The 23,219-nt window shown below is 34.9% G+C and carries 19 protein-coding genes and 3 tRNA genes; 10 read left to right on the plus strand and 12 right to left on the minus strand.

All coding sequences use genetic code 11. From position 1 onward, the window contains the following. Positions 1 to 7: 7 nt before the first annotated feature. Positions 8 to 1,291, minus strand: a complete 1,284-nt coding sequence (locus HT725_RS02775) for a pitrilysin family protein (protein ID WP_173253020.1) — start codon at positions 1,289 to 1,291, stop codon at positions 8 to 10. Next, entirely contained in the window at positions 1,288 to 2,538 is a 1,251-nt protein-coding gene (locus tag HT725_RS02780) for a pitrilysin family protein (RefSeq protein ID WP_112445431.1), read from the minus strand. The genes HT725_RS02775 and HT725_RS02780 overlap by 4 nt, the downstream gene beginning before the upstream one ends. Positions 2,539 to 2,696: 158 nt before the next feature. Here HT725_RS02780 and yaaA point away from each other — a divergent pair, with 158 nt between their 5' ends. Both yaaA and recF read left to right on the plus strand, forming a co-directional pair. Continuing rightward, positions 2,697 to 3,065, plus strand: coding sequence for a S4 domain-containing protein YaaA (gene yaaA / locus HT725_RS02785; protein ID WP_061438545.1), 369 nt, complete (start codon positions 2,697 to 2,699; stop codon positions 3,063 to 3,065). Positions 3,066 to 3,067: 2 nt separating this feature from the next. Next, positions 3,068 to 4,159: a DNA replication/repair protein RecF gene (recF, locus tag HT725_RS02790; RefSeq protein ID WP_112445429.1), complete on the plus strand. Its 1,092-nt coding sequence runs from the start codon at positions 3,068 to 3,070 to the stop codon at positions 4,157 to 4,159. 56 nt (positions 4,160 to 4,215) lie between these two features. Here recF and guaB read toward each other — a convergent pair whose 3' ends face one another. Both guaB and trpS read right to left on the minus strand, forming a co-directional pair. After that, positions 4,216 to 5,694 (minus strand): IMP dehydrogenase, encoded by a 1,479-nt coding sequence (gene guaB / locus HT725_RS02795; protein WP_000073402.1) that lies wholly within the window; start codon positions 5,692 to 5,694, stop codon positions 4,216 to 4,218. A 151-nt stretch (positions 5,695 to 5,845) separates the two neighbouring features. Further along, positions 5,846 to 6,871 carry a tryptophan--tRNA ligase gene (gene trpS, locus HT725_RS02800; RefSeq protein WP_112445427.1) on the minus strand — a complete coding sequence of 342 codons (1,026 nt, stop codon included), beginning with the start codon at positions 6,869 to 6,871 and terminating at the stop codon, positions 5,846 to 5,848. A gap of 205 nt (positions 6,872 to 7,076) precedes the next feature. Here trpS and HT725_RS02805 point away from each other — a divergent pair, with 205 nt between their 5' ends. Both HT725_RS02805 and HT725_RS02810 read left to right on the plus strand, forming a co-directional pair. Further along, complete coding sequence (locus HT725_RS02805) at positions 7,077 to 8,699, plus strand: ATP-binding cassette domain-containing protein (protein ID WP_000958772.1); 1,623 nt, start codon at positions 7,077 to 7,079, stop codon at positions 8,697 to 8,699. A 61-nt stretch (positions 8,700 to 8,760) separates the two neighbouring features. Then, positions 8,761 to 11,304 (plus strand): YfhO family protein, encoded by a 2,544-nt coding sequence (locus HT725_RS02810; RefSeq protein WP_173253021.1) that lies wholly within the window; start codon positions 8,761 to 8,763, stop codon positions 11,302 to 11,304. Between the two features lie 26 nt (positions 11,305 to 11,330). Here HT725_RS02810 and HT725_RS02815 read toward each other — a convergent pair whose 3' ends face one another. Next, on the minus strand, positions 11,331 to 13,973 hold the full coding sequence (locus HT725_RS02815) for a YhgE/Pip domain-containing protein (RefSeq protein ID WP_173234348.1): 2,643 nt from the start codon (positions 13,971 to 13,973) through the stop codon (positions 11,331 to 11,333). 127 nt (positions 13,974 to 14,100) lie between these two features. On the opposite strand from HT725_RS02815, the gene HT725_RS02820 reads away from it, so the two are divergent. Beyond that, complete coding sequence (locus tag HT725_RS02820) at positions 14,101 to 14,643, plus strand: TetR-like C-terminal domain-containing protein (protein WP_119941849.1); 543 nt, start codon at positions 14,101 to 14,103, stop codon at positions 14,641 to 14,643. Positions 14,644 to 14,683: 40 nt separating this feature from the next. Here HT725_RS02820 and HT725_RS02825 read toward each other — a convergent pair. The 7 genes from HT725_RS02825 to rlmH form a co-directional block, all read right to left on the minus strand. Next, positions 14,684 to 14,757: transfer RNA gene (locus tag HT725_RS02825), tRNA-Asn, on the minus strand. Positions 14,758 to 14,762: 5 nt separating this feature from the next. Then, a tRNA-Glu gene (locus HT725_RS02830) sits at positions 14,763 to 14,834 on the minus strand. Positions 14,835 to 14,885: 51 nt separating this feature from the next. Then, on the minus strand, positions 14,886 to 15,638 hold the full coding sequence (comE, locus tag HT725_RS02835) for a competence system response regulator transcription factor ComE (RefSeq protein ID WP_000866064.1): 753 nt from the start codon (positions 15,636 to 15,638) through the stop codon (positions 14,886 to 14,888). Then, on the minus strand, positions 15,635 to 16,960 hold the full coding sequence (gene comD, locus HT725_RS02840) for a competence system sensor histidine kinase ComD (RefSeq protein ID WP_164226121.1): 1,326 nt from the start codon (positions 16,958 to 16,960) through the stop codon (positions 15,635 to 15,637). The genes comE and comD overlap by 4 nt, the downstream gene beginning before the upstream one ends. A gap of 20 nt (positions 16,961 to 16,980) precedes the next feature. Continuing rightward, on the minus strand, positions 16,981 to 17,106 hold the full coding sequence (comC, locus tag HT725_RS02845; protein ID WP_112445417.1) for a competence-stimulating peptide ComC: 126 nt from the start codon (positions 17,104 to 17,106) through the stop codon (positions 16,981 to 16,983). A 165-nt stretch (positions 17,107 to 17,271) separates the two neighbouring features. Next, a tRNA-Arg gene (locus tag HT725_RS02850) sits at positions 17,272 to 17,345 on the minus strand. A gap of 43 nt (positions 17,346 to 17,388) precedes the next feature. Beyond that, a complete protein-coding gene (rlmH, locus tag HT725_RS02855) occupies positions 17,389 to 17,868 on the minus strand; it encodes a 23S rRNA (pseudouridine(1915)-N(3))-methyltransferase RlmH (protein WP_112445415.1) in 480 nt (159 codons plus the stop codon). 183 nt (positions 17,869 to 18,051) lie between these two features. Here rlmH and HT725_RS02860 point away from each other — a divergent pair, with 183 nt between their 5' ends. The 5 genes from HT725_RS02860 (at position 18,052) to HT725_RS02880 (ending at position 23,177) form a co-directional block, all read left to right on the plus strand. Next, on the plus strand, positions 18,052 to 19,233 hold the full coding sequence (locus tag HT725_RS02860) for a S1C family serine protease (protein ID WP_173253022.1): 1,182 nt from the start codon (positions 18,052 to 18,054) through the stop codon (positions 19,231 to 19,233). 57 nt (positions 19,234 to 19,290) lie between these two features. Further along, positions 19,291 to 20,049, plus strand: a complete 759-nt coding sequence (locus tag HT725_RS02865) for a ParB/RepB/Spo0J family partition protein (protein WP_173253023.1) — start codon at positions 19,291 to 19,293, stop codon at positions 20,047 to 20,049. Positions 20,050 to 20,261: 212 nt separating this feature from the next. Further along, positions 20,262 to 21,623 carry a chromosomal replication initiator protein DnaA gene (dnaA, locus tag HT725_RS02870; RefSeq protein WP_061438534.1) on the plus strand — a complete coding sequence of 454 codons (1,362 nt, stop codon included), beginning with the start codon at positions 20,262 to 20,264 and terminating at the stop codon, positions 21,621 to 21,623. A 158-nt stretch (positions 21,624 to 21,781) separates the two neighbouring features. Then, positions 21,782 to 22,918 (plus strand): DNA polymerase III subunit beta, encoded by a 1,137-nt coding sequence (gene dnaN / locus HT725_RS02875; RefSeq protein WP_173253024.1) that lies wholly within the window; start codon positions 21,782 to 21,784, stop codon positions 22,916 to 22,918. 64 nt (positions 22,919 to 22,982) lie between these two features. Next, positions 22,983 to 23,177, plus strand: a complete 195-nt coding sequence (locus HT725_RS02880) for a DUF951 family protein (protein WP_000285186.1) — start codon at positions 22,983 to 22,985, stop codon at positions 23,175 to 23,177. The last annotated feature ends 42 nt before the right edge of the window (positions 23,178 to 23,219 follow it).

The raw sequence follows: 23,219 nt of genomic DNA on the forward strand, positions 1-23,219 counted from the left end.
TAGGTTACTACGATGGGAATATTGTAAAATCAACTATATCCCCTTCATCTATTAAGTGATGTCCTGCTTCAAGGACATCCTCTAAAGTAATTTCCTGTAAAATCTTTGGTAAGTCAAAAATTGTCTCACCATGTTCAAAAGCATCATATTGCGTTGCAATAAATTCAAGAGAGTTCATGCTACTGAAAAATTCGCCAAACATCTCTCTTTTGATAATATCTAAATGTTCCTCTGTAATATCTAAATCCTTTGTAAAATTACGAATAGCCTTCCTGAATTGATGAGACAAAGCAACTGGCTCTTTCGTATCCATTGTCAACATGACAAAATGAAAGCGACTTGTTACTTCAATTTCAAGAGATAGGGAAGCATCTAATTTACCTGATTCATAACATTTTTGAAAACGATCCGAAGTCCAACCAAACATCATTGCAAACAATAATTTTAATAAAATATGATGTCGATAGCAATCCGCCTCAGCAACTTCTCGCTTACCTCTAACTCCAATCGCTAGTTTGGGAGAAGATACTTCCATTCTCATACTGTCTGTTGACTTCACAGCCTGTAAAACAAATTTTTCTCTTGCTAGTTCCTGAACATCTAAATCTTTCAGTTCTTTTCTTCCAAAGTAGTTCTGTACTCGCTCCACATCAAAATTACCAACTAAAAACAGAGACATGTTTACAGATTTATAAAATCTTGTAAAATTTTCTTGCAAATTAGTTAGATGGATTTGGGAAATTGACTCCTCACTGCCAACTATATCAGTTGCTAAAGGTGTGCCAGGATACAAATTCGCTAAAGTTGAAAAGAATAAACACGAATCTGGATCATCTTGATACATTTCTCGTTCTTGCTGGATAATATCCTGCTCTCTTAAAATGGAATCTTCAGTAAAGTGTGCTGATGTTACCAATTCATCAAGTAAGTCTAAATTTTCTAAAAAATGATCCGTTGCTGAAAAAAGATAACTTGTTTTTGTAAAGCTTGTAAAGGCATTACTATCTGCACCTAGACTCGTAAAAGCCGACATCAAGTCGCTAGAATCTTCTCTTTCAAATAATTTATGTTCAAGAAAATGAGCAATTCCTGCAGGATATTGTTTTACAGCTCCGTCAACTCCTGTGACAAGCGCATCTGCTGAACCAAACTGAACAGTGACACTCCCGTAAACCTCTTTAAATTCCTTTTTAGGCAAAAGAGCAACTGTCAATCCGTTGGCCAAACGAGTCCGATAAACCATTTCTTTTACAGCTGGATAGTATTTTTCTTCAAAAATAACCTTTGTCATTCTATTCCTTCCATAAAGTAAATCGCCTGTAGTTTCACATTATTAGCTGCTCTACAAATATCATCTTTGGCAACTTGCTCGAGTTTTGCAATCCAACTTTTAAAGTCTGCCGAAAATTTTCCAAGTAAGGCATTTTGATAAGCACGTTCAATCAATGAAGATTGATTATCTTGAGAAAGTAACAAAGACCGACGAATCATTTCCTTGGTCTGCTCTAACTCAAGCTCTGTAAAATATCCTTTTTTTAAATCAATCAGTTGATTATTCATCATTTTACGAGCCTGGTTACGATTTTCTCGATTGATACCAGCATACATCCTCAAGAATCCACTAAACAAATCAAGCTGACTTGAAATAGTATAAGCCAATCCAGCATTTTCACGGACATTTGTAAATAGTTTAGAGTGAGCAAATCCACCAAGTAAACCATTCATTACAATCATGGGGAAATGTTGCTCATCACCATATTCAGCAGAGCAATGATATCCCAACTCTAAAATAGACTGTCCCACATTTTTCCTAACCATGCCTTCTTGCAAGATATTGGAATAAGGTTGGCAATATTGAATCTTCACATCCACTTCTCGACCTTTAAAGGCAAATGATTCTAATACATTTTGAATTTCAACCTCATTAAAATCACCTAGGAAAAAGAAATCGATTCGATCATTGGCCAAAAATTCTTGGAAACAAGAATAAGAACTTTGTGGAGTTTCAGCTAAAATACGATTTCGTAAATCACTATATTCCAATTGGAGACGTTCATCATGAAAAAATAATTTATCTAATTCTTTATGTGCGAAATAAAAAGAATCATCCATATCAGCTGCTAAACTTGCTAGCAATTGCTTTTTCTCAATTTCAAATAAGGCCGAATCAAACCCATTATCAACTACTACGGGTGAAAAAAGAGTTTCTTTTACAAGTTCCAAAACCTGAGAAGTTAGCATATTTTTCCTACTTAAAAACTCATCACGAACATAGGTAAATGTCAATTCTACAATGTGACTTTGCCCTCTTCTGAAACAATTGGTTGACATATCTGTACCGTATAGACTGGCTAAATGTCTTCTCAAATCTTGAGAAGTGGGGTACATCTGATTAGCAGTCTCTAGCATACTCGCACTCAACATGCGACCTGCAATCGTATCGAGGGATAATGGAGTGGTAAAACGCACGGCGATTTTGTTCGTTTTAAACTTTTTTGATTGGATAAAATGTGTTGAAATTCCATGCACTAACTCCATGATTTACCTCCTTATATACAGACTTCTATTATATCACGAAAACCTGAAATTTTCTTGTTCTCTGTAACACTTTTGAAATAAAAATCGCTTACATTTCTCCCTGTTTCTCTCACTATTTTTAGGAAAATATGGTATAATACCAAAGATTGAGGTGAATTATGGAATACAAATTATTTGAAGAATTTATTACTCTCCAAGCACTACTCAAAGAACTTGGAATTACACATAGCGGAGGAGCTATCAAATCCTTTCTCTCTGAACATTCTGTTTACTTTAATGGGGAATTAGAGAGTCGTCGCGGTAAAAAACTTCGTATTGGCGATAAAGTTGACATCCCTGACATGAATATTGACATCTTGTTGACACAACCTACTTCTGAAGAACTAGATGAATACCAAGCTGATAAAGTTGAAAAAGAACGAATCGCTAAACTTGTTAAGGAGATGAATAAAGGAGTAAAAAAAGACAACTCTAAACCTACTTCATCACCAAAAAGCAAACAAGCTCCGCGATTCCCTGGTAGATAATCATGTGGCTACAACACCTATCTCTCAAGACTTTTCGTAATTACAAAGAGACGAAAATAGACTTTAATCCTAAATTGAATGTCTTTTTGGGACGTAATGCACAAGGAAAAACAAATATGTTAGAGGCTATCTATTTTTTAGCCTTAACGCGTAGTCATCGAACTCGAACAGATAAAAATCTCATTCATTTTGATGAGGAACAACTTCATCTTTCAGGTCTTGTTCAGAAAAAAACGGGATCTATTCCCCTCGAAATCGAACTAACACAAAAAGGACGTGTGACAAAAGTTAATCATTTAAAACAGGCACGCCTTTCAGATTATGTAGGACACATGAATGTTGTCTTATTTGCTCCTGAAGATTTACAACTAATTAAAGGAGCACCTTCGGTTCGACGAAAATTCATTGATATGGAACTTGGACAAATCAAGCCAATCTATTTATCTGACTTAACCAATTATAACCACATCCTAAAGCAAAGAAACACTTACCTAAAATCAGCTCAAAAAATAGATGAAACCTTCCTTTCAGTCTTAGATGATCAGCTAGTTGATTATGGATGTCGTGTAATGAATCACCGCTTAGATTTCATAAAAAAACTAGAGCATTTTGGTTGTAAGAAACATTTTGAACTTTCTAATCAGATTGAAGAACTGTCAATATCCTATCAATCTTCTGTAAAGATAACTGACAAGGAAGACTTATCAGAATCTTTCAAAATTGCTTTAGAAAAAAGTAGGACCAGAGATTTATTTAAAAAGAATACTGGTGTTGGGCCTCATCGAGATGATATTTCTTTTTATATAAATGGGATGGATGCTAGTTTTGGAAGTCAAGGTCAACATCGTAGTCTCGTCCTCTCGATAAAATTAGCAGAAATCGAATTAATGGAAAACATTACTACAGAATCTCCAATATTACTGCTTGACGATGTTATGAGCGAACTTGACAATACTAGACAACTAAAATTATTAGAAACGATTTCTCATTCAATCCAAACCTTTATCACAACAACAAGCTTAGATCATCTTCAAAATCTGCCAGAAAATCTAAGTATCTTTACTATTCAGGATGGTAAAGTTAGTGTAAATTAAAATTGACAATATCGTAAAAGAACTCCTGTTTTCACGGGAGTTCTTTTCATTGTTTTTTACATAGAATAATTTGGTGCCTCATTAGTAATTTGCACATCATGAGGATGGCTTTCTTTCAAACCAGCACCAGACATTTCAATAAATTGAGCATTATCATGTAGTTCTTTAAGGTTAGCCGCACCACAGTAACCCATACCAGATCGGATACCGCCAATCATTTGGAAGACAATATCAGCTGCCGCTCCTTTATAAGCAACACGACCTTCAATTCCTTCTGGAACAAGTTTGTTTGCTTCATTAACAGAACCTTGGAAGTAACGATCGCTTGAGCCTTTTTTCATAGCAGCAATTGATCCCATACCACGATAAGTCTTGAACTTACGTCCTTGGAAGATTTCAGTTTCACCTGGAGCTTCATCAGTTCCAGCAAACATAGATCCAAGCATAACTGCATTTCCACCTGCAGCAAGGGCTTTTACAATATCTCCAGAATACTTGATTCCACCGTCAGCAATGATCGTTTTTCCATATTCACGCGCAACAGCTGCAGCATCGTAGATAGCTGTTACTTGCGGAACACCAACACCAGCAATCACACGAGTAGTACAGATAGAACCTGGTCCAATCCCAACCTTGACAACATCTACACCTGCTTCGTAAAGGGCACGTGCACCTTCAGCAGTTGCAATATTTCCAGCAATCAAAGTACGATCTGGGAAGTGAGCACGAATCTCAGCAATTTTACGCAAGACACCTGCAGAATGACCATGTGCAGTATCAATAACAATCGCATCCGCTCCTGCTTCAAAAAGAGCCTCTGCACGTTCAAATGTATCTGAAGTAACACCTACTGCACCTGCAACTAGTAGACGACCAAACTCATCTTTAGCAGCATTTGGAAACTCAATAACTTTTTCAATATCTTTGATAGTAATCAAACCAGAAAGACGACCTTCTTCATCTACCAACGGAAGCTTTTCAATACGGTGTTCTTGAAGAATGCTCTCAGCTATTGCAAGATCTGTACCCACAGGAGCAGTCACAAGATTTTCACTAGTCATATGGTTTGAAATTGGTTGGTTATAATCTGAAATAAAACGAAGATCTCGGTTTGTCAAAATACCAACCAATTTACGATTTTCAAGTGTTTCAACAACTGGAACACCACTGATGCGGTAACGACCCATAAGCTCATCTGCTTCAGCAATTGTATGTTCAGGCGTCAAGAAGAACGGATCAATAATAACTCCATTTTCAGAACGTTTTACCTTGCGAACCTCGTCTGCTTGTTGAGCAATTGACATGTTTTTATGGATAACTCCGAGACCGCCTGCACGAGCAATAGCAATGGCCATTTGACTCTCTGTAACTGTGTCCATGGCAGCGGTAATAATTGGGATATTTAAAGTCAGATTATCTGCCAATTTAGTTGTTAAATCTGCATCGTTAGGCAACACATGACTTTCAGCTGGAATAAGCAATACATCATCAAAGGTAAAACCTTTTTTCAAAAATTTAGTGTCCCAATTAGACATTCGAAGTTTCCTCTTTTCTTTCTTTTTGAGCTTGACTCTTTTTATATTGTATCTATCATACCATTCTATAAAAATTTGTCAAATGTTACAGGGGTAAATAAAAAACTATCTTTTCTTCGAGATAGAAATGATAGTTTCTTGTAAAATAAACTTAGTTAAAGTAATGAAGTCCCATTGCTCCTTTAACATCAGATAGGGTTTGACCCGCAACTTCACGCGCTCTTTCACTACCTTTTTGAAGCATATTATAAACTTCTCCCATATCCTTAGCAAATTCAATACGGCGATCACGAATAGGACCCAGTTCACGTTCTAATATTTCAAGTAGATAACGCTTGGTCTTCACATCACCAAGACCACCTCGTTGATAATGTTCTTTCATGTCAGCAATTTCTTGAGCATCTTCTGGACGACCAAAAACATCTAGATAATGGAAAACCATATTTCCTTCAATTTTACCTGGATCCTCAACGCGGATATGATCTGGATCTGTATACATACTCATCACTTTTTTACGCAAAGTATCCGCATCATCAGCTAAATAAATACCGTTATTGAGTGATTTAGACATTTTAGCATTTCCATCTAAACCAGGTAAACGCCCTGCTCTCTCATTTTCTGGATAAATACCTTCCGGTTCTACCAAGATATCACAGTTATATGCATTATTAAAAGAACGGACAATTTCACGAGTTTGCTCAATCATTGGTTTCTGATCTGTCCCAACAGGAACATAATTAGCCTTAAAAGCAGTGATGTCAGCTGCTTGAGCTATTGGATAGACCAAGAATCCTGTCGGAATGCTTTCTCCAAATCCTTTCTGAGCAATTTCTGTCTTAACAGTTGGATTACGCTCCAGACGTGCTAATGACACCAGATTCATATAATACATAGACAACTCAGCCAACTCTGGAATCTGGCTTTGAATAAAGATAGTTGATTTACTTGGATCCAATCCAACTGCAAGGTAATCCAAAGCCACATTTCCGATAGACTCTACAATTGTTTGAGGGTCTTTAGCATGATCTGTCAAGGCTTGTTGGTCAGCCAAGAACACAAACATATCATACTTATCCTCTTCCTGTAATAATACTCGATTTTTGAGACTTCCAACATAATGTCCAATATGCAATTTTCCTGTTGGACGGTCTCCTGTTAAAATAATGGGTTTAGTCATTTTGTTCTCCTTCGATATAGTCCCTTCAATTATAGCATTTTTTTAATGAAATAACCGCAATTTATCAAAATAAATCAACCTTACTATTCACGGATTTGTGTAAAGTATAATGTAAATATAATTTACACAAAATTGACAGATAAAAATTTGAATATTTCCGTATTTTCTAGTAGAATAAATATATTACACATATAGGAGAAAAACATTGCTTACAGTATCTGATGTTTCACTACGTTTTAGTGATCGCAAACTTTTTGATGATGTCAATATCAAATTTACAGAAGGAAATACTTATGGATTAATCGGTGCTAATGGTGCCGGAAAATCAACCTTTTTAAAAATTTTAGCTGGAGATATCGAACCTACTACTGGTCACATCTCTCTTGGTCCAGATGAACGTCTCTCTGTTCTCCGTCAAAATCACTTTGACTATGAAGATGAACGTGCCATTGATGTTGTTATCATGGGAAATGAAAAACTTTATAGCATCATGAAAGAGAAAGATGCAATCTACATGAAGGAAGATTTCTCAGACGAGGACGGGGTTCGTGCTGCCGAACTCGAAGGAGAGTTTGCCGAACTTGGAGGTTGGGAAGCAGAGAGTGAAGCCTCTCAACTCCTTCAAAACCTAAATATCCCAGAAGAATTACACTACCAAAACATGAGCGAATTAGCCAACGGTGAGAAAGTAAAGGTTCTCCTTGCCAAAGCACTTTTTGGTAAACCTGATGTTCTTCTTTTGGACGAGCCTACCAACGGTTTGGATATCCAATCGATTACTTGGTTAGAAGACTTCTTGATTGACTTTGATAACACAGTTATCGTAGTATCCCACGACCGTCACTTCTTAAACAAAGTATGTACTCACATGGCCGACCTTGACTTTGGAAAAATCAAACTCTATGTCGGAAACTACGACTTCTGGAAGGAGTCTTCTGAGCTCGCTGCTAAATTGCTAGCAGACCGTAATGCTAAAGCAGAAGAAAAAATTAAACAATTGCAAGAATTCGTAGCTCGTTTCTCTGCTAATGCTTCTAAATCAAGACAAGCAACATCACGTAAGAAAATGCTTGATAAGATTGAGCTAGAAGAGATTGTACCATCTAGTCGTAAATATCCATTTATCAACTTTAAAGCTGAACGTGAGATTGGTAATGATCTCTTGACAGTAGAAAATCTAACTGTAAAGATTGATGGTGAAACTATCTTGGATAATATTAGTTTCATCTTGCGTCCAGGTGATAAGACAGCGCTTATTGGACAAAATGACATCCAAACGACTGCATTAATTCGTGCAATCATGGGGGACATTGACTATGAAGGAACTGTCAAGTGGGGAGTTACCACTAGTCAATCTTATCTGCCAAAAGATAACTCAGCTGATTTTGCAGGAGGAGAGTCAATCCTTGACTGGTTGCGTCAATTCGCAAGTAAAGAAGAAGATGACAATACTTTCCTACGTGGCTTCCTCGGCCGTATGCTCTTCTCTGGAGATGAGGTTAACAAACCTGTAAATGTCTTGTCAGGGGGAGAAAAAGTTCGTGTCATGCTTTCAAAACTCATGCTCTTAAAATCAAATGTCCTTGTACTTGATGATCCAACCAATCACTTGGACTTGGAATCTATCTCAAGCTTGAATGATGGATTGAAAAACTTTAAAGAATCAATCATCTTTGCCAGCCATGACCACGAGTTTATTCAAACTCTAGCCAACCATATCATTGTCTTGTCTAAAAATGGCGTCATTGACCGTATCGATGAAACCTATGATGAATTCCTAGAAAATGCAGAAGTACAAGCAAAAGTTAAAGAACTTTGGAAAGACTAAATAAAACTTCAAAACTCAGTTGGGTTAACCAGCTGAGTTTTCTAACATTTTATGAGGTAACATGAAATTATTTTTTAAAACATATTGGACCTATTTTGTTTCTTTCATCATTCCCATAATCATTATGATAGGAGTATATCTATCTCAAGGTATCTACTGGAATAGCGATACATCTCCACTATTAGGAGATGGGTTTCATCAATACGTTATTTTTGATATATCTCTAAGAAATATCCTACACGGAAATGGTAGTTTGTTTTACACCTTTACAAGTGGCCTCGGATTAAATTTCTATGCCCTATCTAGTTATTACTTGGGTAGTTTCTTTTCACCACTAGTTTACTTTTTTGATCTAACAAATATGCCAGATGCTGTCTATCTGACAACTCTCTTAAAATTTGGATTGATTGGACTGTCAACTTACTTTAGTTTAAATAAATTATTTCAATCGATTCCTAATCCTTTAAAACTAGCTTTATCTACTTCCTATGCTCTGATGAGCTTTACCGTTAGTCAGTTAGAGATAAAAACCTGGTTAGATGTTTTTATCTTGATTCCTTTAATTATCACTGGTTTACATCTACTGATAACTGAAAAGAAATTCACATTATACTTTACAAGTCTGTCAATCTTATTTATCCAAAACTATTATTTTGGCTATATGACAGCATTATTTCTTATTTTCTGGTATCTCTGTCAAATTTCGTGGGATTTTAAGACTCGAAAATCATCGGTTCTTGATTTCATAGTTATCTCCTTTTTAGCTGGTATGGCTAGTTTGATTATGACTCTTCCCACTCTGTTTGATTTACAGACACATGGGGAAAAATTGACTGAAGTTACAAAGTTTCAAACTGAAAGTAGCTGGTATCTTGATCTCTTTGCTAAGCAATTCATCGGTTCCTTTGATACAACAAAGTATAGGGCTATTCCAATGATTTTTGTAGGACTACTTCCCTTTATTTTGACCATTTTATTTTTTACACTGAAATCTATTAAGTTTCACGTGAAACTTATCTATGCAATTTTCTTTGCATTTCTAATTGCCAGCTTTTATATAGAAGCTCTTGATTTATTTTGGCAAGGTATGCATACTCCAAATATGTTTTTACATCGCTATTCTTGGATTTTCTCTACCTTGTTAATTTACACAGCAGCGGAAGTCTTAAATCGTCTGAAAGAAATTAAAATCTGGAATTTTTTAGTTTCGATTTTTCTTATAGTAACAGGATTTTTAGCTACCATCTATCTAAAATCACATTATTCTTTTTTAACAGATTTGAATATTCTACTGACTCTTGAATTTTTAGTTGTCTATTCTCTTTTACTCCTTGCAGTTATCAAAAAGTTTATCTCTGTAAATCTATTTGCCATTCTAATCTCTTTATTTATAATAGTTGAAATAAGTTTAAATGCTTCATCTCAAATGGACGGAATTGCTAAAGAATGGGGCTTTGCTTCTCGAAGTGCATATAATCGAGATATCCCAGCTATGGAATCTTTCTCAACATATATTGGAAATCAATTTACTCGTACTGAGAAACTAGAGACTCAGACAGGAAATGACAGTATGAAATTCAACTACAATGGAATCTCTCAATTTTCATCTGTTCGAAATCGTTCAGCAAGCTCTACTTTGGATAAACTTGGATTTAAATCCTCTGGGACTAATCTCAATCTCCGTTATGCCAATAATAGTATTTTGGCTGATAGTTTATTTGGAATCCAGTATAATATCTCAGAAAACCCTATTGATAAGTATGGTTTCCAAGATGTATATCAAAAAGATAATCTTACCCTATATGAAAATCAATTCTCTCTTCCAATTGCATTTGCTAGTCAATCTGTTTACAATGATGTCAAGTTCACTGAACACACTCTAGATAATCAGGCCTCGTTTTTAAATCAACTTGCTAACGTCGATTTTGATTATTTTTCTCCAATTCCTTATGACAAAACAGAAAATACTAATGATTTGATTAGTGTTACAAGTTCTTCAAATGAGGATGCAGCAATCCAGTATCAAATTGAGGTTCCCGAAAACAGTCAAGTTTATCTTTCTTTCACAAACCTTCACTTTTCTAATGACAAACAAAAAAAGGTTGACATTCTTGTAAATGGAGAAAAGAAAACTTTTACAACTGATAATGTCTTCTCCTTCTTTAATCTAGGCTATACAAAAGATACAAAAACTTTTAATATTCATGTTAGTTTCCCTGGAAATTCACAAGTATCATTTGAATCTCCTACCTTCTACCGTTTAGATACCCAAACTTTAACTGAGGCAATTCAAAAAATTAAAGAACAACCTGTCACAGTATCAACTTCTAAAAACAATGTTTTTGCTACATATGATGTCCAACAAGATACATCTATTTTTTTCACTATTCCTTATGACAAAGGTTGGTCTGCCTACCAAGATGATAAGAAAATAGAAATGAAACAAGCTCAAACTGGCTTTATGAAAGTTGACGTTCCTAAGGGAAAAGGAACTATTACACTTTCCTTTATTCCCAATGGTTTTATTACTGGAGCAATCTGTTCCTTTACTTCTCTTTTACTATTTGGAATCTATAATCACAAACGAAAATCATCTAAGACATAAAAAAATCGACCAGTTGGTCGATTTTTTTAATCTTCTTCCATTTTCTTAGGTTGATAGGCTAGCATACCTAAACAAATAAATAGTACTAATATAACGGCAAGGAAAATAACTTGATGATGAATATTTCCTGTCATAGAGATTGTTTGTCGTAATCCCGAAACTGAATAACTCATTGGTAACCAGGGATTAATAGCTCTAAAGAAATCATTTGTCAAGGCAAGTGGATAAGTACCTGCACTTGATGCTAACTGTAATAAAAGCAAGATAAGAGAAAAGAAAGCTCCTATACGACTATTCCATGTTGTTAAAGCGGTCACCATGGACATGAATACTAAACTTGTTAGGATAATGAGAATAAATGTTCTCATCTCATGATTTGCAGTTAAACCAATAAGATGAACTCCTCCATATACCAAAATTCCTGCTAAAACAGCTATAATACCATTTATTTCTGCTCGAGATTTCAACCAAGCCCAACGGCTCTCTGGATGACGTCCTGAAGGCAACTTCGCAAAGATCATATTCGTTGATATTGCTGCAACAAAGAGAGCAACTGATATCATATAAGGAGCCATTGCAATTCCATTTACAGGAACTTGGTCATTGTCAGTTTTGGATAGACTGAGAGGATTTGACAAAATCTCTGCATTTTTAGATTCTGTTGATGCTGACTTGAGTTGATCACTAGCATTACCTAATCCTTGTCCCAAAGAAGCAACTCCTATCTGTAAACCTTCCAATCCAGAAGTTAACTTTGTTCCACCTTCTGCTAGTTTCCCAGCTCCATCTGCCAATTTATTAGCTCCACTTTCTAATTGAGAAGCACCTGAAAGTAACTGACTGGATTTGTCAACTAGTTGGCTAGAGCCTGACTGCAATTTATCAACTCCTGCTATCAATTCTTGACTCTTTTGATTCAATTGGTTAGAGCCAGTTGATAATTTTTCAATCCCAGACACTAATTCTGGAGTTTTTTCAACTAATTGACCAACTCCTGCTGTCAAGTTAGAAGATTTTTGTGTCAAGGTGTTTGAGCCTGAAACTAGTTGATCCAAACTACCTGTCAAGGTGGCATTTTTTTCACTTAGTTGACTTGCGCCCTGAGAAACTTTATCAACACCTGTAGTATATGTATTTACACCTGATGCAATCGACTGACTAGCAGGAACTAATTTACTAGTAACAGCTCCTTGTATCTCTGTTAATCCACTTGACAATCCTGTCAAAGAAGTAGAAGCAAGCGGTAATACTTGATTAGCTTGATTTTTTAAAGTCGAAAGATTAGAAGATTGATTTTGTAAGTTTTCTAAACTTCCCTGTAAACCTTGTACTAAAGTTACAATTGACTGAGCAGATTGAATACTATCAGTTGAATTTTGAGATACAGAAGCACTTATCTCAGCTTGTTGCTCACTTGTCAATGATTGATAAGCTGCTGTCGATTGAATATTAGCTAATGTAGTCGCTTTATCAGACTGAGCACGTGCTAACATTTGATTAGAAAGAGATACTATACTTGATAAAACAGAATCTAATTGTTTTGTATCTCCAACATCAATATTTTGAATAGCTTGATTTAACTGATTCAAACCAGAAGATAATTGATTAATTTGATCTTTTTGCTCAGACGAAGCATCTAACTTGCTAGAAAGTTGTTGAATTCCTTCACTTAATTGCTCCACACCCATTCGAAGTGTAGCTGATTGATTAGATAACTGATTAGCACCTGTTGCAAGATTTCCCACACCATTTGTATAGGCACTAACACCAGATGAAAATTGATTAAGACCAGCATTAAGCTGAGAAACACCGCCAGTATAGGATTCTACACCAGTATATAACTGATTGATTCCTCTTACTAATTCAGGACTTTTAGAAGATAATTGACCTAATCCGCTATCTAATTGACTCACTGCACCAGTATATGTAACTAAACCACTATTAAAATTCCCTAAGCCAAGATGAAGTTGTTCGACACCAGAAACATAAGCAGATAATCCTTTAGTAAACTGCTCCGTTCCATTTGAAAAGGTTAAACTTGAAGCTGCTAAAGAGTGTAGGTTAGTAGTTAATGTTTGACTTCCTGTCACTAACTGATTCGCTCCATCAGTTAATTTTTCACTACCAGAAGCTGCTTGACTCATGCCATCCTTTAAATCAATCATTTTGTTAAATAAGGCTTTAGTATAGGTCTCAGTTACATTTGTAGAAACATTCTGCTTCAATTGTGTCATCGCAGAATCGCTCATCTTGCTGGCAATAAAGCTATGACCACTTGAAGTCTGATAATCAATTTGCATTTGCTCTGGATGATCCGTTAAAATAGAAGCTGCTTTTTCAGATAAATCACTGGGTAAAGTCACTACCATATAGTAATCTCCATCTTCCAATCCCTTCTTTCCTTCATCTTCATCCACGAAATGAAAATCCAAGGTTTTATTTTCTTTTAAATTGGACACCATGTCTTTTCCTATTGCCATAGTATTACCATTATAGGAAGCCTCTTTATCATTATTGACAACTGCCACAGGTAAGTCAGACAATTGACCATACGGATCCCACATTGAGGACAAAAATATAATATTGTACAGAGCTGGAATAAGAGAAATCCCTATCATGACAATAATAAAGGTTGGTTTTTTAAAAATTGCTTTCCATTCTTTAAACATAGTTTCTCCTTTTTTACACATATTGTCTAAAATTTTGATATAATAGATTATACATTAAAAAATCTAAATTACAAGATAAAAAATCTATTTTTAGACATATAGTCTAATTTGTTTATAAGGAGAAAATATGCAAGAAAGTAACAAACGCTTAAAAACAAAGCGAACTATTGAAAATGCTATGGTACAATTACTGATGGAACAGCCATTTGATCAAATTTCTACTGTAAAGTTAGCAGAAAAAGCCAGAATTAGTCGTTCCAGCTTCTATACTCACTATAAGGATAAGTATGATATGATTGAGCATTATCAAAGCAAGCTATTTCATACATTTGAATATATTTTTCAAAAACATGCTCATCACAAAAGAGACGCTATTTTAGAAGTCTTTGAATATTTGGAATCAGAACCACTTCTGGCTGCCCTTCTTTCTGAAAATGGAACCAAAGAAATCCAAAATTTCTTACGAAATAAACTTCATATCATGCTCAGTACAGATTTACAAAAGCGATTTATGCAACTGAATCTCAATACAACTGAATTAGAATACAGTAGCATCTATCTAACTCATGCACTTTTTGGTGTCTGTCAAACTTGGATTGCACATGGAAAAAAAGAAAGTCCTCAAGAAATAACAGATTTCCTTATGAAGATGCTTGGTGATACAAATTGATACAAAAAGAGGAACACAGTTGTGTTCCTTTTTATCTATACTCCGCCAGTAGGACTCGAACCTACGACATCATGATTAACAGTCATGCGCTACTACCAACTGAGCTATGGCGGATAAAATAGTCCGTACGGGATTCGAACCCGTGTTACCGCCGTGAAAAGGCGGTGTCTTAACCCCTTGACCAACGGACCTTCTATCTGTAGCAGATATAACCATTATATCAATTTCTTACTAATTGTCAATCACTTTTTAGATTTTTTCTCTAAAATATCTTTTAATTTTCTAATTTTTAATCTTGAAATAGGACAACGATGATCTTCATAGAAAACAATTTCTAGGTTTTTTCGATCAATCTCTCTAATATTGCCTATATTTACCAAAAATGACTTATGAGGAGAATAAAATCGCTGAGTATGTTTGTCCTTTTCCTGAATATCTGTCATGGTACCGTAAAACTCTTTGGCAAAATTCTTACCAATAATACGTAATTTATGAGAGACTCCTGTCGTTTCAATATACAAAATATCATGGTAAGGGATTTTTAAATCATTTCCCTTGTAATTGTAGTCAAAATAATCCACCACATCTTCATTTTCAAGTAACATACTCTTCGTGTAAAAGATATTTTGCTCAATTCTCTTCTTAAACATCTCATCGTTGATATCCTTATCAACAAAATCTAGGGCTGATACCTGGTATTTATAGGTTAGAGTCGCAAACTCTGATCGACTGGTGATAAAGACGATAATAGCGTAAGGATTGTAATGACGAATGAGCTGAGCCACTTCAAATCCCTTTTTCTCAATTCCATGAATATCAATATCTAGGAAATAAAGCTGATTTACTTCATCGTTTTCAATGTATTCTTCAAATTCACGGACTTTTCCTGTTGTCTTGTATGATATTGGAATATTCGATTCTTTCGAAATTTCATCCAATATTCTCTCTAGTCTCACTTGATGTTCAATAACATCTTCTAAAATTAAAACTTTCATTCAAATTCCCTCTTAAATCTAATAATTTGTCTAAATGTACTGCCTTCCATCTCTGTTTCTAAAATAATATTGTTGTACTTATCTAGTAGTTCTTTCACATTATTTAATCCTACCCCGCGATTTCTTCCCTTAGTGGAGAATCCTAAAGCAAATAGATCTCCTGAAGGAGTCATCGTCATTTTACATGAATTCTGAATCACAATAACTGTTTCAGTTTCCATCTTAATAACTGCTACTTCCATCTGCTTTTTATAGCTATCAGCCGATCCTTCGACAGCATTGTTCAATAAAACGCTCATGATACGAACCAAATCCAATAGTTCAATTGGGAGCTTGGTAATCGTATCTTTTACTTCCAGTGTAAACTCTACACCATTATTTCGAGCATAGACAATAGACTGAGCAACCAAACTTCGTAAAGCTGAATCTTCTATGTTGTTCAAATCAAAGTAAGTGTACTTATCTGAACGCAATTTATGATTTGCTTTGACCAAAACTTCATTGTAAACTCTGTCAATTTCCTGTAAATCACCACTGTCAATTGCCATCTGCATACTGACAAGCATTCCAGCATAGTCATGTCGAAAACCACGGATTTCATTATACAGTCCGACAATTTCATCTGTATAATTCTGTAAATGTTTCTGTTCAAATTTCTTCTGCTTCAAAGCAATCTCTTTTTCCATTTGTTCTTTATGCGAATTCATTGCAAAGAAGGTCAAAAGGAGAGAAATAAAGACAATAGATGACAAGATACTTCCAAAACTATTCAAATGTTTAATCGTACTTACTATATCTGAAACGAAAGATAAAAGATGTAACAATAGTAAAGCAAAAAATACTTTTTTCAAGAAAGGATAAAGGTAGTCCTTGTCAAAATAGGTTAGTTCTAAGTGGAAATAATGAATGATTTTTAATATAACAACATAAGTCAACACCGTTACAACGAAAAAGAATGGGAAATGATATTGTGAAACAAAATTGTCTCCTGTTATAGAGGAGAAAGTTACGGACAGAAAGTTATGAGTGCTCTCATATAAAAGAGATAGTAGTAAACTTAGGAATAGTCCTCTATCCCTCTCATACTGTTTCATCCATCGAAAATAGGAATATAAGCCCAAAGGAAATAAAAATCTTTCAATCCCTATTTTATCTAAATATGGAAGATAAAAGGAAAGTTCAAGTACTGCTTCTACTAGTAATGTATAGATACCAAAAACATATAGTTCTTTTCTATTTATTTGACCTTTACAAATTAAACGGTAACTGTGACTAATAATTAAAAAATGAACAATAACTGTCCCAAATCCAAGTAAATCCATTACTCTTTCTCCTTATTTTATTACTTTTTTCGTAGGAAAAGAAAATCAAGGATGATTCTTGAAACCCTACTTTCCCCACCTCGAATCTCCTGCAAGTCTTTTTCCTTCAAGGCTACAAACTGTTCCAATTTAACTGTGTTTTTCATAATAAAATCTCCTAAAATGTTTTTTTCTTGTAAGCTAACTTACAAAAACCATTATACAAAATGGAATTTCATTTTAGATAAAATTCTCTCAACTGTCATTTTTTTCTCCCCAAGTGTACTTTTTTAAGAAAAAAGCCGGGAAAATTCCCAGCTTTGCTACTATATTGATCCCAGCAGGATTCGAACCTGCGACCGTTCGCTTAGAAGGCGAATGCTCTATCCAGCTGAGCTATGAGACCTAACACAATTATTCTACCAAAAATTCAATTAAAAGTCAATTCTCTATTTATGATAGGGTGATCCCTGCTGAATCGTAAAAGCGCGATAGATTTGTTCAACAAGAACTAGTCTCATTAACTGATGGGGCAAGGTTAAACGGCCAAAGCTGACAGAAAGATTGGCTCTCTTTTTTACAGCTGATGATAATCCTAAACTCCCTCCAATGATAAAGGTAAGAGTAGAAAATCCTTTTATAGAAGCTTCTTCTAAATTCTTACTAAATTCTTCCGAGGAGAAAGTTTTCCCTTCAATGGCTAACACAATAACAAAATCACGGTCACCAACTTTTGATAAAATTCTCTGACCTTCTATTTCTAAAATCTTTTGATTTTCTGATTCACTGGCCCTATCTGGTGTTTTTTCATCTGCTAACTCAATCATTTCAAGTTTAGCAAATCGAGAAATTCGTTTTGAATACTCTGCAATACCATCTTTTAAATACTTTTCTTTCAGTTTCCCAACTGTTACAACTTTAATTTTCATGACTCTATTCTAACATATTCTCTATTTTTTCACATCTTATTCACAAAATAAAAAGTTAATTTTAACCGAGAAAATCACAGATTTTTGGAAGTTATCCACAGTTTGTGTAAAACTTTTTGTGTTTAAGTTATAATTAAGCTAGTCAGTTTATACTTTCAGTAATTCAAAAATATGGAGGCAAATATGAAACATTTAAAAACATTTTACAAAAAAGGGTTTCAATTATTAGTCGTTATCGTCATTAGCTTTTTTAGTGGAGCCTTGGGTAGTTTTTCAATAGCTCAACTAACTCAAAAAAGTAGTGTAAGCAACTCTAACAACAATAGTACTATTACACAAACTGCCTATAAGAACGAAAATTCAACAACACAGGCTGTTAATAAAGTAAAAGATGCCGTTGTATCCGTTATTACTTATTCAGCAAATAGACAAAATAGCGTATTTGGCAATGATGAGACTGATACAGATTCTCAGCAAATCTCTAGTGAAGGATCTGGAGTTATTTATAAAAAGAATGATAAAGAAGCTTACATCGTCACCAATAATCACGTTATAAATGGCGCCAGCAAAGTAGATATTCGTTTGTCAGATGGAACTAAAGTACCTGGAGAAATTGTCGGAGCTGACACTTTCTCTGATATTGCTGTCGTCAAAATCTCTTCAGAAAAAGTGACAACAGTAGCTGAGTTTGGTGATTCTAGTCAGTTAACCGTAGGAGAAACTGCTATTGCCATTGGTAGCCCGTTAGGTTCTGAATACGCTAATACTGTCACTCAAGGTATCGTATCTAGTCTCAATCGAAATGTATCTTTAAAATCTGAAGATGGACAAGCCATTTCTACAAAAGCCATCCAAACTGATACTGCTATTAACCCAGGTAACTCTGGTGGCCCACTGATCAATATTCAAGGACAAGTTATCGGAATTACCTCAAGTAAAATTGCCACAAATGGAGGAACATCTGTAGAAGGTCTTGGTTTTGCAATCCCTGCAAATGATGCTATCAATATTATTGAACAGTTGGAAAAGAACGGAAAAGTGACTCGTCCAGCTTTGGGCATCCAAATGGTCAATCTCTCAAATATTAATACAAGTGATATTAGAAGACTGAATATTCCAAGCAGTGTAACATCTGGTGTAGTTGTTCGTTCTGTGCAAAGTAATATGCCTGCAAATGGTCACCTTGAAAAATACGATGTTATTACAAAAGTAGATGACAAAGAGATTGCTTCATCAACAGACTTACAAAGTGCTCTTTACAATCATTCTATCGGAGACACCATTAAAATAACTTACTATCGTAACGGTAAAGAAGAAACTACATCTATTAAACTTGACAAGAGTTCAGGCGATTTAGAATCTTAATTGACATCTATGTAAAGAAAGCTTTACATAAGAGAAAAGATGTGTTAGTGTAGAATCATGGAAAAATTTGAAATGATTTCTATCACGGATATACAAAAAAATCCCTATCAACCCCGAAAAGAATTTGATAGAGAAAAACTACATGAACTAGCACAGTCTATCAAAGAAAATGGGGTCATTCAACCGATTATTGTTCGTCAATCGCCTGTGATTGGTTATGAAATTCTTGCAGGAGAGAGACGCTATCGTGCTTCACTTTTAGCTGGTTTAAGGTCTATCCCAGCTATTGTTAAACAACTTTCAGACCAAGAGATGATGATCCAGTCCATTATTGAAAATTTGCAGAGAGAAAATTTAAATCCTATAGAAGAAGCACGCGCCTATGAATCTCTCGTAGAGAAAGGATTCACCCATGCTGAAATTGCAGATAAAATGGGCAAGTCTCGTCCTTATATCAGCAACTCCATTCGTTTGCTTTCCTTACCAGATGCTATCCTCTCAGAAGTAGAAAATGGAAAACTATCACAAGCTCATGCGCGTTCTCTAGTTGGGTTGAATAAGGAACAACAAGACTATTTCTTTCAACGGATTATAGAAGAAGATATTTCTGTAAGGAAGTTAGAAGCTCTTCTGACAGAGAAAAAACAAAAGAAACAGCAAAAAATGAATCATTTCATACAGAATGAAGAAGAACAGTTAAGAAAACTACTCGGATTAGATGTAGAAATTAAACTATCTAAAAAAGATAGTGGAAAAATCATTATTGCTTTCTCAAATCAAGAAGAATATAGTAGAATTATCAACAGCCTGAAATAAGGCTGTTCTTTTATTTTTTTATCTCACAAGGTTATCCACTATTTTTTTCGATAAAAAGCTTAATAAATCAATAGTTTCTGACTTTATCCCCAACCTGTGGATAAAAGATGATAACATTGTGGATTATTTTTCACAGCTTGTGGAAAATTCTTACTATCTATGGTAAAATAAGTCTAGTATTAAACTTTTAAATAGTAAAGGAGGAGAACGGATTGAAAGAAAAACAATTTTGGAATCGTATCTTAGAATTTGCTCAAGAAAGACTGACTCGATCCATGTATGATTTCTATGCTATTCAAGCTGAACTCATCAAGGTAGAGGAAAATGTTGCCACTATATTTTTACCACGATCTGAAATGGAAATGGTCTGGGAAAAACAACTAAAAGATATTATTGTAGTTGCCGGATTTGAAATTTATGATGCTGAGATTACTCCCCACTATATTTTCACTAAACCTCAAGATACGGCTATCTCACAAGTTGAAGAAGCTACAAATTCAACTCTTTATGACTATAGTCCAAAGTTAGCATCTATTCCTTATTCGGATACTGGGTTAAAAGAAAAGTATACCTTTGATAATTTTATTCAAGGGGATGGAAACGTTTGGGCTGTATCAGCTGCTTTGGCTGTCTCTGAAGATTTGGCTCTGACCTATAACCCTCTTTTTATCTATGGAGGACCTGGACTTGGTAAGACTCACCTGTTAAACGCTATTGGAAATGAAATTCTAAAAAATATTCCAAATGCTCGTGTTAAATATATTCCTGCCGAAAGCTTTATCAATGACTTTCTGGATCACCTAAGACTTGGGGAAATGGAAAAGTTTAAAAAAACCTACCGCAGTCTTGATCTTTTGTTAATTGATGATATCCAGTCACTCAGCGGAAAAAAAGTTGCAACTCAAGAAGAATTTTTCAATACCTTTAACGCCCTTCATGACAAGCAAAAACAGATTGTCCTAACGAGTGATCGTAGTCCAAAACATCTAGAAGGGCTCGAGGAGAGGCTTGTCACGCGCTTTAGTTGGGGATTGACACAAACTATCACACCCCCTGACTTTGAAACACGTATTGCCATTTTACAAAGTAAAACGGAACATTTAGGCTACAATTTCCAAAGTGATACTCTAGAATACCTAGCTGGGCAATTTGATTCAAATGTTAGAGATCTTGAGGGAGCCATCAACGACATCACTTTAATTGCCAGAGTAAAAAACATCAAGGATATCACTATTGATATTGCTGCAGAAGCTATTAGAGCTCGCAAACAAGATGTTAGCCAAATGCTCGTCATCCCAATTGATAAAATCCAAAATGAAGTTGGTAACTTTTATGGTGTCAGCGTCAAAGAAATGAAAGGAAGTAGACGCCTTCAAAATATTGTGTTAGCCCGTCAAGTAGCCATGTATTTATCTAGAGAACTAACAGATAATAGTCTTCCAAAAATTGGGAAGGAATTTGGTGGTAAAGATCACACAACAGTTATTCATGCCCATGCTAAAATTAAATCTTTGATTGATGAAGACGATAATTTACGCTTAGAAATTGAATCAATCAAAAAGAAAATCAAATAACTTGTGGATAACTTTCGCTTTTTTATCTTTTTTATCCACATTTTTTAAACAAGCTAAAAAACTTGGTATTCCTTACTTTTAGTCTGTTTTCCACAGATTTCACAGACTCTATTATTACTATTATCCTTCTAATACTAAAAATAAATAAAGGAGAATCCATGATTCATTTTTCAATTAATAAAAATTTATTTCTACAAGCCTTAAATATTACTAAGAGAGCTATTAGCTCTAAAAATGCCATTCCTATTTTATCAACAGTCAAAATTGACGTGACCAATGAAGGTGTTACTTTAATTGGTTCAAATGGTCAGATTTCAATTGAAAATTTTATTTCTCAAAAAAATGAAGATGCTGGTTTGTTAATTACTTCTTTAGGTTCGATTCTTCTTGAAGCTTCTTTCTTCATCAATGTGATATCTAGTCTACCTGATGTAACTCTTGATTTTAAAGAAATTGAACAAAATCAAATTGTTTTAACCAGCGGCAAATCAGAAATTACCCTAAAAGGAAAAGATAGCGAACAGTACCCACGAATCCAAGAAATTTCAGTAAGCACTCCTTTGGTTCTTGAAACAAAATTACTCAAGAAAATTATCAATGAAACAGCTTTTGCTGCAAGTACACAAGAGAGTCGTCCAATTTTGACAGGTGTTCATTTTGTATTGAGTCAACACAAAGAGTTAAAAACAGTTGCAACAGACTCTCATCGTCTAAGCCAGAAAAAATTAACGCTTGAGAAAAATAGTGATGATTTTGATGTTGTCATTCCTAGCCGTTCTCTACGCGAATTTTCAGCGGTATTTACAGATGATATTGAAACTGTAGAGATTTTCTTTGCCAATAACCAAATTCTCTTTAGAAGCGAAAATATTAGCTTCTATACTCGTCTCCTAGAAGGAAACTATCCTGATACAGATCGCTTGATTCCAACAGACTTTAACACTACTATTACTTTTGATGTGCTAAACTTACGCCAGTCAATGGAACGTGCTCGTCTTTTATCAAGTGCGACTCAAAATGGTACTGTGAAACTTGAAATTAAAGATGGGGTTGTTAGCGCCCATGTTCATTCTCCAGAAGTTGGTAAAGTAAACGAAGAAATCGATACTGATCAGGTTACTGGTGAAGATTTGACTATTAGTTTCAACCCAACTTACTTGATTGATTCACTCAAGGCTTTAAATAGCGAAAAGGTGACCATTAGCTTTATCTCAGCTGTTCGTCCATTTACTCTTGTGCCAGCAGACACTGATGAGGACTTCATGCAGCTCATCACCCCAGTTCGTACAAATTAAGTGAAAGAGGTTGAGCCTAGCTCGCCTCTTTTATGATATAATCGAAAAAGAAAAGGAGAGTAGTATGTATCAAGTTGGAAATTTTGTTGAGATGAAAAAACCACATGCTTGTACTATCAAGTCAACTGGTAAAAAAGCAAATCGTTGGGAAATTACACGTGTAGGGGCAGATATCAAAATCAAATGCAGTAATTGTGACCATGTTGTCATGATGGGGCGCTATGATTTTGATCGAAAAATGAATAAAATTATTGACTGAGAACCCTTAGTTAGAGGGTTAGCAAGTTTTCCCTTTTTGTGT

This window comes from Streptococcus sp. 2579 (assembly GCF_013277195.1).
Lineage (GTDB): Bacteria > Bacillota > Bacilli > Lactobacillales > Streptococcaceae > Streptococcus.